The sequence below is a fragment of the Hyunsoonleella pacifica genome (genome assembly GCF_004310335.1).
Lineage (GTDB): Bacteria > Bacteroidota > Bacteroidia > Flavobacteriales > Flavobacteriaceae > Jejuia > Jejuia pacifica.
This window is the reverse complement of record NZ_SIRS01000002.1, coordinates 467,492-480,487: the sequence shown is the minus strand read 5'-3', so window position 1 is coordinate 480,487 and position 12,996 is coordinate 467,492. Positions and strand designations below refer to the sequence as shown.

Annotated in this window: 8 protein-coding genes and 1 pseudogene; 3 read left to right on the top strand and 6 right to left on the bottom strand. The window is 31.8% G+C overall.

Annotated features, from left to right (window positions below; translation table 11 throughout):
* Positions 1 to 64: 64 nt before the first annotated feature.
* The 3 genes from EYD46_RS05540 to EYD46_RS05530 all read left to right on the top strand — a co-directional run bounded on the left by EYD46_RS05540 (position 65) and on the right by EYD46_RS05530 (position 3,930).
* Complete coding sequence (locus EYD46_RS05540; protein WP_130936065.1) at positions 65 to 2,155, top strand: DUF3857 domain-containing transglutaminase family protein; 2,091 nt, start codon at positions 65 to 67, stop codon at positions 2,153 to 2,155.
* A 152-nt stretch (positions 2,156 to 2,307) separates the two neighbouring features.
* Positions 2,308 to 3,204, top strand: a complete 897-nt coding sequence (locus tag EYD46_RS05535) for a peptidoglycan DD-metalloendopeptidase family protein (RefSeq protein ID WP_229731272.1) — start codon at positions 2,308 to 2,310, stop codon at positions 3,202 to 3,204.
* Positions 3,205 to 3,420: 216 nt separating this feature from the next.
* On the top strand, positions 3,421 to 3,930 hold the full coding sequence (locus EYD46_RS05530; protein ID WP_130936064.1) for a hypothetical protein: 510 nt from the start codon (positions 3,421 to 3,423) through the stop codon (positions 3,928 to 3,930).
* An 80-nt stretch (positions 3,931 to 4,010) separates the two neighbouring features.
* Here EYD46_RS05530 and EYD46_RS05525 read toward each other — a convergent pair whose 3' ends face one another.
* The 6 genes and pseudogenes from EYD46_RS05525 to EYD46_RS05500 all read right to left on the bottom strand — a co-directional run bounded on the left by EYD46_RS05525 (position 4,011) and on the right by EYD46_RS05500 (position 12,863).
* A complete protein-coding gene (locus EYD46_RS05525; protein ID WP_130936063.1) occupies positions 4,011 to 4,616 on the bottom strand; it encodes a hypothetical protein in 606 nt (201 codons plus the stop codon).
* Positions 4,617 to 4,817: 201 nt separating this feature from the next.
* A complete protein-coding gene (pdeM, locus tag EYD46_RS05520) occupies positions 4,818 to 5,471 on the bottom strand; it encodes a ligase-associated DNA damage response endonuclease PdeM (protein ID WP_229731273.1) in 654 nt (217 codons plus the stop codon).
* Positions 5,468 to 7,921: a ligase-associated DNA damage response DEXH box helicase gene (locus EYD46_RS05515; protein ID WP_130936244.1), complete on the bottom strand. Its 2,454-nt coding sequence runs from the start codon at positions 7,919 to 7,921 to the stop codon at positions 5,468 to 5,470. The genes pdeM and EYD46_RS05515 overlap by 4 nt, the downstream gene beginning before the upstream one ends.
* Positions 7,921 to 9,510, bottom strand: coding sequence for an ATP-dependent DNA ligase (locus EYD46_RS05510; protein WP_130936062.1), 1,590 nt, complete (start codon positions 9,508 to 9,510; stop codon positions 7,921 to 7,923). The genes EYD46_RS05515 and EYD46_RS05510 overlap by 1 nt, the downstream gene beginning before the upstream one ends.
* A complete protein-coding gene (locus tag EYD46_RS05505; protein WP_130936061.1) occupies positions 9,507 to 10,526 on the bottom strand; it encodes a ligase-associated DNA damage response exonuclease in 1,020 nt (339 codons plus the stop codon). The genes EYD46_RS05510 and EYD46_RS05505 overlap by 4 nt, the downstream gene beginning before the upstream one ends.
* Positions 10,527 to 10,830: 304 nt before the next feature.
* Positions 10,831 to 12,863, bottom strand: a pseudogene (locus EYD46_RS05500) (dipeptidyl-peptidase 3 family protein).
* Between the last annotated feature and the right edge of the window lie 133 nt (positions 12,864 to 12,996).

Genomic DNA, 12,996 nt, shown 5'->3' with positions numbered 1-12,996 from the left:
ATATACGTTATGCTACCCAAATTTGCGTAATATTTTTAGTTTATTTGTTTTTTAATCCATCATTATGATTCTTAAAGCCAATAACTTCTATCTTTTTGCCACAATATTTCTTTTTAGTTTCAATGTATTTTGTGCACAAATAAAAGTAAGTGATACACCAGTATGGGTTGTAAAACAATCTTATGATAAAACTCCTGAAATTGATTTAGATGAGATTTCTTATGGCTTATTAACGCTACTTAGTGATGAGCAAATTCATATCCCTAAAAAGGAACGTTATATTCGTTTTGTTCGTAAAATAACAGATAATGTTGGTGTACAAGATGGATCATCAATATCTATTAATTACGACCCTACATACCAACAGTTATTTCTACATGGTATTACTGTAATTAGGCAAGGAAAAACCATTAATAAACTTAACGTAAATGATTTTCAGAGTATTCGACAAGAATCTAATGCTGAAAGCTATATTTATGACGGTAGCCTTAATGCGATAGCTAATTTAGCTGATATAAGAAATGGTGATATTGTGGATGTAAGCTATACTATTAAAGGTTTTAACCCTATACATGGAAACCATTTTTCTGGAGGTACTGCACTTAACGACTTTCAGCCTGTAGGGAAAATTAATTATTACTTAATCTCTAATAAGAACTTAAAATATAAGAGTCTAAATTCAGACATTACACCAAAAACAGGGAAATATAAAGGGTATACAACCTATAATTGGACAACCACGTTAACAAAAGCTCCGAAATTTGAAGAGAATACACCAAGTTGGTATCTTTCTTACCAAAACCTATTTGTTACCGATTTTGAAACTTGGAAGAGTGTTGTAGACTGGGCCTTGAACATATATCAAGACAACGTTAAACCATCGCAGACACTAAAAGATGTAATTGAAAAAATAAAAAGCAGTACTGAATATGAAGGCGAGCGCATATTTGCGACACTTAAGTTTGTACAAGATGATATTAGATATCTTGGTTTAGAGTCTGGTATTGGGGCATATAAGCCTTTTTCTCCAAATAAAGTATTAGAGCAACGTTTTGGAGATTGTAAAGATAAAAGCTGGCTTATGGTTACCATGCTTCGTAGTATGGGTATTAAGGCATACCCTGTACTTATTAATACAGTATATGGCGAATCTCTTCATCAATTTTTACCCTCTCCTAAAGTATTTGATCATGTAGTGGTTAAAGTTATTGATAGTACAAATACAAATTTGTTTTATGACCCCACTAATAGCAATCAATCTGGAAATTATAAGTCAGTTCCCTTCACAAATTACGGAAAAGCTTTAGTTATAAAACAGGGTAATACAGCCTTAGAGCAGATTACCACTAAAAGTGAAAATTTGGTTGAGGTGTTTGATACATTTAATTTACCCACAGTAGGTGGCCCTGGCACTTTAAATACTATGACTGTATATAAAGAAGCTGAAGCAGATATCATAAGGTCACGATATAAATCGAATAGTATATCATCATTACGTAAAGATTTTAAAAGCTATTATGACAATCTTTATGATGGAGTTGAATCTTTAAAAGATCCTGTTTTTGATGATGATAGCTTGTCAAATGAAATACTAGTGGAAGAATCATACAAAATCAATGATATATGGAAATCAATGGTAGGAAACGATAAAAATATAGCCGTAGAATTTACACCATACAGTATATTGGATGTTTTTATCTTACCTAACGAAACACAACGTGAAACACCATTTGCCTTATATTATCCAACGCATAAAAAACATCAGATTACAGTTAAGCTACCAAGAAGATGGCCTATTTCTAAAGATAACAGTAGTGTAAATTCTAAGAGTTTTGATTTTTCAATAACATCTAAAATGAACCCCACACAAGATATTCTATATATAAATTATGAATATAAAAATAAAACCAGCTATGTAAAACCTGAAGACTTTGAAGAATATTACACGAAAATTAAAGAGGTAGAACAAATTTTGGGCTATTACATTTATATTCCAAAAAGCGAAGCAAATAGTGGTAATTTTGATGCGCCCTTATTTAGTAATAACTTTACTTCAAGTATAACAACGATACTGTATTGGGTTATAGGTCTTATGTCATTAATAGTGATTGGCTTAGTTATTTTTGTGGTAAAAAGTAATAGGAATAGAAGTTAATAGACTATCATTTTTATAAAACCTAGTCGTACATTTCATAGTTAAATTATATCAAACAGACATTAAACATATCTTAATAACTTATTATTAATAGTATCGCTGAAATGCTTAAATTTGCGATCATCCAACTAAAAATAAGTCTTTAATCCCTCATGAAAGTATTATTTTGTATTGTACTTACAGTATTAAGTTTTCAATCAAACGCTCAAAAATATAACTTCTTAAAACCTATAGAAATTGATATTGTGGTGGATTCTATGACCACAACTGTAGATTCTATTAATCTTGAAAAGCCAGATGTAAAAGGAGAATATTGGATAAGTACAGTATATAATCCCTACAAATATGCTGAGGATTTAAAGTTTCCATTAAAACTAACGTTTGAAGACTCCACCTATGCCCCACCTATCAAAAAGAAAAAAATAGTGACGTCACGTTATGGTTGGAGATATGGCAGACCACATAAAGGTATTGATATTGATTTAATTACTGGTGACAGTATTTATTCTATGTTTGGAGGTATTGTACGTATGGCAAGATATACTAGAGGTCACGGAAGGACTGTTGTAGTTAGGCATTATAATGGATTAGAAACTGTTTATGCACATTTATCTAAATATGACGTAAAAGAAAATGATACCGTTGCTAAAGGTGGATATCTCGGCAAGGGTGGTGTCTCTGGTAATGCCAGAGGAAGTCATCTACATCTAGTGGTAAATTATAAAGGGACTTCTATTAACCCTGAGTATATTTTTAATTTTGATAGTAGTAATACTATAAGAGCTCAAGAAATCTGGGTAACCAAAAAATGGACCCAACCTATTGCGCATAATTCTAAAAAGCAAAGCAAAATAAAGCCTTTACTTACTGAAGAAGATGCTTTAGCTAGTTTGGTAAAACAACGTTCAATTTATATTGTAAAACCTGGAGATACACTTTCTAGAATATCTAAACGAAACGAGGTTACTATTGCTTCTTTATGTAAAGTGAATACTATACGGAGAAATTCGGTTTTGCGTATCGGTCAGCAATTAGTCATTGAAAAATAGGTGTTCCTTCTACATAAGATAGATTAACATTGTTACCTATATCTAGGTGTCCAAGAAATATACAATGTTACAATAGCTGATACTGGAAAATACCTTTTGTTATTTTTCAGAAAAAGATAAACTGAAATTCAAAATTGAGAATTGTTAAATAATGTGATGACATTTTTAAAGGTTTTCGATGTTTATGTAAATAAGTACAAACAAACATTGAAAACCATGAAAAAATTGATTTACAGCCTATTTCTCCTAAGCTTTATTATTACTTTAACATCTTGTTCAAATAGTGACGATAGCGACTCCCAAATGGAACAAGATCCAGAAAAAAATTTCGCTTCTATAACTATTAATGGCGATGGCTTTGCAGATCTAAAACTTGAACTAGATATTGTTGACATTATTGATGTTGAAAATAATAGGGTTCGCTTAGATGTTAGAAATCAAGAAGGTTACAGAATTACCTTTACGCTTCCTGCACCTGTTGAAAAAAAACAATATACCATGATTGTTTATAATAATACTATGGATAACATTTCTAGTATGAGTATCCCAGGTAGTGGTATCTTTTTATCTAAAGCTGGTGGCACTTTAAATATTAATGAAATTATTGAAGATGGAGATTGTAAAATTTTTAAAGGAAGTATAAATGTGGAATATGACAGGCAAGATAACACCCCGGGAGATATTACAGTTGTAGGCTCCTTTGAAATACCCTCTGAATGCAATTGATAATAGGTATGTAACTAAAATAAAAATCCCCGACATACATAACGAGGTACGTTCGGGGATTTCAGTTTACATAATAAACACTAATATGTTAGGGATATTGGATTTAAAATAATATCTCGTTTACCAATAAGTAAACTATCTTTCTTTTCTAGTTTTAAAACGTTATTTAATCCACGTGTTTCTATTTTTCTCTTACATGATGCTCTTAAAAGCGGATCATTATCAAAAACAAAATGATTTAATTGATATGCCTCTGTATCATTAGGGGCCTTTACTATAGCGTGAATCTGTTGTATTTTTCTTGATGGCCAATAGGTTCCAGGAACAAAAGTGTAGAATGTGTATTTGCCATCAGTATCAGTCTTTACCCAACCCTGATGTTCTAAAACACGTTGACCGTTTACTTTTTTTGGATTATAATCTCCATATTCATCTGCTTGGCAGATATAAAGAATAACGCCTTTTGCAGGAGTTATACCATCACTTTCATAAATGGTTCCTGTAATTTTTAATTTTTCTTCCTTAGAATTAAAACCTGAAATGGTATCAGTGTTTTTAAGGTTTATTTGTGAATGTCCATAAAAAGCATGACGCTTCTTAATATTTTTCACAAAATTTTGGGCGTTAACACCAAAAAATGAATTCAAACTTAAGATGATAATTAATGAAGATAATAAACGTTTCATGGGGCTTTGTTTTATAATCTTCTCAAAACTAATTAACTACAGTGCCGTCAAAATAAAAAATCGGAAAAAAAGCAAAAATCACTGGTTCATTGAACGAACGCAAATATGAACTGCAAAAAACAACGATAAAATACAAAGAATCATCATACTAATCAGATAGTATAGATTTAGGTTTTTTAATGTTTCAGAATTTATATGCTATTATATTTTAAAAATATTAGATTCAGAAAAAGCATAAATATCAATAACATCAGTAGGATTGTGAGTATTTAAGCCTGTAAACAAACTAAATGCAGGTAAGATTAATTGTTTTTTGGTAACTTGGTAACAAGGTAATGTAATACGTTGTTTGGCTTTACCTTTTATAATTACTCCAGGATGCATATGTCCAGATATATAAAATGAGTTTTCATCATTATCTTTTACGTCATGCATGAAAGTAAAAGGAAAAACATCTAATTTATTAGAGATAATTTCAATATTCAAATTATCATAAAGCTCAAAATTTTGTCTATCATGGTTTCCTTTAACTAATATTAGTTTAAGGTTTGGGAATTGATGTGTCCAATTTTTAAATTGAAGAACATCACTATTCAATTCAGCATGAAATAAATCTCCAACTAATAATAATGTTTTTGGATTAAAGTGTTTTATGAGCTCCTCTAACCTTAGTAAATCCTTTTGAAGCACATCTGATGGTATTGGAATGCCATTTTTTCTAAAGTGCGCAACTTTACCAATATGTAAGTCTGACAAAATTAAAATTTGTGTTCTCTCCCAAAACACTACACGTTGATTAGTTAAAGTTAATACCTCTCCATTACACGCTATATCCTTAGTAACGATAGTCATCATTCAATGTTTAGAGTTTGTTTTTGAATACGTGCTATACGTTTTTCTAAATTCTCATTACTCATAGAGTTTCTCAAGCTATCTACTTTAATTGGAAAACTTAAAGGTGTAAACCCTTTAACGTGTTTTAAAATAATTTTACTTTTTGAGATACGCTCAAAAGCGGCCTGTAATCGAACTTCTTCTAATTGTTGATTAAATACTTCTGTATAAGCTTGTCGTAATAGTAAATTTTGTGGCTCATAGTCTTCTAAAACTCTAAATATTAGACCTGAGGATGATTGCAAACTTTTATTGTTTTGCTTACTCCCTGGACGAGATTGCACTACAAGACCTGCAATTACGGCAATATCTCTAAATTTTCTTGATGCCATTTCAGAGGCGTTGATACTCGCCGTAACATCTTCCATCAAATTTTCTTTTGAAAGAATAGATGTTAGATTTGCGCTGTCAATAGGAATAGGTTGGTCACTTAATAACTCAAAACCATAATCATTCATAGCAATTGTAAATGTAAGAGGCTTAATTTTACTTAAACGATGTGCTACCAATGCAGAAATTACCTCATGTACCAATCTCCCTTCAAAAGGATACATAAATAGATGATGACCTTCTTTAGTTTCTATGAGTTCTACTAAAAATTCATTTTGCTTTGGAATATGCGAAAAATTACTTTGCCTAGAAATTAAAGGGTGCAAAAACTTTAATTCTTTTTCTCGTATTCCTGGTGTAAGCGCATCGGTTAGTTTCACTCTCAAAAAATGACTTAAATGCGATGTTAAAGGCAACCTCCCTCCTAACCAACTTGGTGTGATAGCAGTTTTAGCTTTACTACGTTTTACATAAACTGTTACATCTTTTATTTTAACCAATTCCAACACGCGACCAGCTAAAACAAAGCTTGATTTGGGTTTTAATTTTGAAATAAAAAACTCCTCTATCATACCAATATAACCACCAGACATAAATTTTACGCGTAACATTGCATCACTAACTATAGCTCCGATATTCATGCGATGCAACATACTTATACGCCTGCTGTTTACTTTATAAACCCCACTATTATCTTTTTCAACTTTATGAAATTCTTCATAGGCATTTAATGTTTTACCGCCTTGTGTAATAAACTGTAAAGCCCAATTAAATTCCTCTATATTTAAATAAGAAAAAGCATGAGTCTGTTTTAAAAGTTTAAAAGCATATTCAGCAATAAAACCTTCTCCTACTGCCAATGTTACTAAAAATTGAACGAGCACATCATAACACAGCACCATTGGATTGCGTTCCTCTACTTGTCCTAATTTAATAGCTTCTTTTAGCGCTGCAACTTCAATTAACTCTAAAGAATGTGTAGGCACACAATATATCTTAGATACTTCATAAGGCGAATGCCCACTTCTCCCTGCGCGTTGCATAAACCTTGCTACACCTTTTGCTGAGCCTATCTGTATGATACAATCTACAGGTTTAAAATCAACACCTAAGTCTAGTGAAGATGTACAAATTACCGCTTTTAAATTACCTTCTGATATATTATCTTCAATCCAATGCCGTAATTTTAAATCTATAGAACCATGGTGAATTGCCAATTGCCCTGCAAGTTCTGGAGCTGCTTCTAGAATAATTTGATACCACAATTCGCTTTGCCCTCTTGTATTGGTAAAAATGAGGGTGGTATTATTTTCCAAAATAATAGGCACAATTTTAGAGCTCATAGATTTTCCTAGATGACCAGCCCACGGCAATACTTCAACTTCATCCGGTAATACAGAGATTACGTTTATTTTCTTGCGCTCTTTAGCCTGTATCATTACCGTTTTTAAAGATTCATAGGGAATTAGAACCTCTAATGCATCCTTTAAGTTACCAATGGTTGCTGTAATCCCCCAAATTTTAAGTTTTGGAGATAGGGTAAATAATCTTGAAAGTACAAGTTCAGTTAAAACACCTCGTTTATTCCCAATTAATTCATGCCATTCGTCAACTGCAACACATTCTAAATTTTTAAACCATCTAGAGTTGTTTTTTTGAGAAAACAATAAATGCATGGTTTCTGGCGTAGTTAGCAAAACATCAGGCATTAGGCGTTCCTGCTGTCGTCTTACATTTTGTGGCGTATCTCCATTTCTTACTTGTACTTCCCAATCTAAACCAATCTCGTCAACAACACTTGTCATGGCTTTAGCTAAATCTTTAGCCAATGAACGTAATGGACTTATCCAAAGTAATTTTAATCCCTTTGTATAGTTATCAGGATTATTTAAATAGTTAATTACTACTGCTAAAAACACCGAAAATGTTTTACCAAAACCAGTTGGTGCTACAACAATACCACTATATCCAGTATTATATTTTTTCCATGTTTGCAGTTGAAAACTAAATGGTTTTTGATCTTTTTCAGCTAAAAATTTTTGAATGACACGAAATCCTTCACTTTCCTCAAACCTTCCCATCATTGCGTATTAATTAAACTTTTTACAGATGCAATGGTATCTATATCTTCAACTTTTTTATCGTGACGCCAACGTTTTATTCTAGGAAAACGTAAAGCCACTCCAGATTTATGACGTTTACTTAGCGCTATACCTTCAAAAGCTATTTCAAAAACCAATTCAGGCTTTACAGTACGAACAGGACCAAATTTTTCTATAGCATTTTTATTTACCCATCTGGAAATTTCGGTAATTTCCTTATCGGTTAAACCAGAGTAGGCTTTGGCTACAGTAACTAAACCGTCTTCTTTTTTAACAGCAAATGTATAATCTGTGTATTTTGAACTTCGCCTACCACTACCCTTTTGTGCATAAATCATAACAGCATCAATCGTTAATGGGTCTACTTTCCATTTCCACCAATCGCCTTTCTTTCTACCAACATGATACCCTGATGCTTTTTGCTTTAACATTAAACCTTCAGAATTAATACTTCTTGCGTTTTCGCGAATAAGATGAAGTGCATTCCAATCTTTAAAACTTATGACTTGAGATAGTTTAATGTAATTAGGAAGCTTGATACTTTTGAATAGTTGTTCTAAAATCACTCTACGTTTTTCTAAAGATATAGACCTTAAATCTTCATTATTGAACTCTAATAGATCATATGCATAAAATCCTATTGGAACTTCTTCTAATAATTTTTTAGATATATTTTTTCGGTTTAATCTTTTTTGTAAATCATTAAATAACAAAACATTACTGTCTTTTAATGCAAGTATTTCTCCATCTAAAACAAAATCTTCTTTAAACTGATGCATTACCGTTTCAATCTCTGGAAATTGCTTTGTAACTAATTCTTCTCCTCTCGACCAGATGTAAATTTCATTATTCCGTTTTATTACTTGTCCGCGAATGCCATCCCATTTATATTCTACCTGCCATTCATGGGTTTGCCCTAATGCATCTAGCTCTTTTTCTAAAGCATAGGCCAAACAAAATGGATAAGGTTTAGAATTATCATAATTAATATGCGCACCACTAAGTAACTCATCAAAGTTTATAGTTTCTATATCCCAATTGCCAATAATACTATGCATGAGCTGATTTGCATCTATACCAGAATATTTAGCAAGTGCATTTACTAAAGTCTTTTTAGAAACCCCTATTCTAAAACTACCACCAATAAGTTTATTAAATATAAACCGTTCTTGCATATTTAATCCAGACCATGCGTGTAATACATACCCTTTCTTTTCCTCATCTGTCTTAGATTTTAAAACAATAATATCTTGCATCCAAGCATCTAAGGTTTTTTCTATACTGTGCTTAGGTTCTGGTAATAATAACGCTAGTGTTTCTCCTAAATCTCCTACAGTACTATAACTCTCTAGAAATAACCATTCAGGAATGTCTATAATATCCATACACCATTGCTTCATTAAAGAAGATTTTACTGGTCTTGGCGGGCGCTTTCCTGTAAAAATAGCAATAAGCCACAATTTATCTTTGTTTGTAGCTGTTTCAAAATAATTTACCAAGGCTTGAATTTTAGCATTGGTTTTATTCGTAATCTCAATAGTATTTATTAGGCTAACGAAATCTTTCATGAACTAGAAATTTCATTGGTTTCTACATCATTCAACAGCTCTTCGCCATATTCAGTTTTTACTTCTTCAGAGGGAATACCAATGGTGTTCAAATATTTTGAAAATGTTGCTTGAGACCCGTGGGTAACATATACTTTTTCAGCTCCTGAAGCTTTTACTGCACTAATTAATCCGTTCCAATCTGCATGATCACTTACAGGAAAACCTGCATCAACAGCGCGCCATCTCCTATTACCTCTTATTTGCATCCATCCTGAACATACTGCAGTTGCTGCATTTGGAATACGCTTTAATAATCTCGACCCCAAAAGTGAAGGTGGTAAAATCACTATTCTATTTTGAATTTCTTTTTTATCAAAATCTGTGGTTATACAATTAGTTTTTGGTAATATAACATCTGTGGTGCTAATAGCTTCATTTAACTTATAAATGGCATTATGTACATATATATTATCTATATCTTCAAGCATTTTCATTATCCGCTGGGCTTTCCCTAAAGAATATCCAAAAAATACACTTGTTCTATTGTTAGATTTATTTACAGCTACCCAATCGTGCATTTGTTGTTTTAAGGTTACCTCTGGTAACCATTTGTATACAGGCAAGCCAAATGTACTCTCAGTAATAAATTGATGGCATTTAACGGTTTCAAAAGGAACCGTTATATCATCTGAAGTTGTTTTATAATCTCCAGTAAACACAACTACAAAGCCTTTGTATTCCAAACGAATTTGTGCAGAACCGATGATATGACCTGCTGGATGAAAACTGACTTTTACACCATTTACAACCAAAGGGTCATTATAACCTAAACTTTGCACATTAATATCAGCATTAATACGATGTTTTAAAATAGGTTTTGTATGATGATGACATAAATAGTACTTCATTCCCCATCTAGCATGATCTGCATGCCCATGAGAAATTACTGCGTAATTTACAGGATACCAAGGATCTAAATAAAATTTACCTGGAATGCAATAAAGTCCTTTTTTAGTAAAGCTGATTAATTTCAATAATGCAATTTTCCTTAAAAATACGAATTATAGATTCTTTCAAGGCCTAAACTATTCTAAAAAAAGTAAGTTATTCACTAGGAAAAAAGAAAGTTAAACTGTTACATAAATAAACATGGTTTCTTTACGCAACCTTTTAGAAAACTTTGCATCATAATAATAACATCAACAGCGAACAACATGAAAATATTACTAATAATTAGCTTACTCATTGTTGTTAATTTAATATTATTAGCTTTTAGCGTTAATAAAAAAACAGATCCTTGATTAAGGATCTGTTTTTTGCTTTTTGTATAATCTTTACTTAATTTACTTCAGGTAAAAAGTTATATTCTTTACTATAATTCAACATCTGTTCTGCAAATGTTTCTGGCTGTTCTACACGTATGGCTTTAATTTCCTCATTTTCCATATCTGCAACCAAAACAGGATTAACAAAACCACTGTATGGTGCAGAAGTGAACTGTTTATTACGTTCTAAAACTTCAGAATGAATGTCTTGATTTACTTTTACGCCATAAGTCTCAACTAAAGTCTCAACTGCAGTATAATCGCCCTCAGACTTAATACGCTGTGTTTCTCGTAATAACTCTCCAAATAAATCATGTAATTTATTATAATCATTTATGTTGAAATAGGTTTTCCCATCTTTTATTACCTTCTCAATAACGCTATCTTTTTTCCCTTTTTCAAATACCCAAGCAGATACCCATTGCCTATTACGCATATGTGCCTCTTCAACATCATCGCCTAAATTCAACCTAATGAGTTGTGTCATGAGTCCATTTCTTATATATGCATCATAAGCAGCAATACCTACTTTTTCCCAATTATCTACTAATCCTAATTCTTGTAATTTAGGATGATACAAATAGTATAGACCAACTAAATCAGCTCGTCCTTCTTCTAATGTAGATGCATAATTTTTAAGTGTTTCCTTGGTTTCTCCTACTCCAGGGTTTAATTGTCCTGATGCATGCCCAATAACTTCATGAAGTGCTGTATGTAATTTATCAGCTAGCTGCCCGTATTTCTTTTCTAATTGATATTCTTCCTCATCATGTACAAACTCTTTTAAACGTCCCGTGCTTCCTGCATTATTATATGCCTCAATAATATTACCTAAAGATACAGATTTGCTTCCTACTTCTTTTCGTATCCAGTTGGCATTTGGTAAATTAACCCCAATTGGTGTGCTAGGTGATGCATCTCCAGCTTCTCCTGCTACAGTTACCACTTTATATGTTACTCCAACTACGTTTTTCTTTTTATGAGCTTCCATTAACGGAGAATTATCTTCAAACCATTGCGCATTATCCGATAACACTTTCATTTTTTGAGACATATCAAAATCATTTATTTGAACAATCATCTCATAAGAACCTCTGTACCCTAAGGGGTCATTATATACCTCTACAAAACTATTAATGTAATCAATATTACCTTTAGTAGCTGCTGTCCAAGCCACATTATAATTATCCCAAGTTTGTAAATCTCCCGTCTTATAATATTCAATTAATAAACCTAACGCTTCGCCTTGAGCCTTATTCTCAGCTACACCTTTAGCTAATTCTAACCATTTAATAATTTCATCAATTGCTGCCCCATATAACCCGCCAGATTTGTATACACGCTCTTTTAGTATACCGTTTTCTTTAACCAACTGTGAATTTAAGCCAAATGATAATGGTTTATCAGGATTAGGGGAAGTTTTCTGTTTATAAAAACTAATTACATCAGTATTAGTAACATTTGATCCATAAAAATTAACTGCAGAAAGAGCCACATTGTCCACGCCTTTGGCTTGATTTACTTTTTTAGCATCCTTATCATTAAAAATTACTTCAAAAGCGTCACCTTCTAATATTGTATTTGTTGTTGATAATAACTCTTTTAAATAATTGGCTGAGAACTTTGGTTTTATCTTATCATTTGAATAGTGATGATGAATACCATTACTAAACCATACACGCTTAAGATATGTTGTAAAAGCATTCCAATTATCAGAGGTTTTATCACCTTGATATGTTTTATAAATGTTTTCTAAAGCTTTTCTTACCTTGAGATTATGACGATAATTTTGATCCCACATAATATCTCTACCTGAAAGTCCTGCTTGAGTTAGGTAATACACTAATTTCTGTTCTTGTAGAGTTAGTTTATCCCAACTTGGAATTTGATAACGTAATATTTTAATGTCAGCAAATTGCTCAACATTATAATCAAAATCTTTATTGATTTCGGTTTCATTTTCAAGTACTTCTTCATTTTTTTATTCTCATTACAACAGAAAAAAAAGGCAATAGACACAAAAATTAAAATGACTTTCAGTTTCATAATTTCAGCTAATGTTTTAGTTTATTATTAATTGAGTAAGTGTTTATTTCATTTAAGTTATGGATAACCAGTAATAATGAATAAATAGTTGCTAAAACCCCTGTTTTACTAAACAAATGTAACAAATATTAAA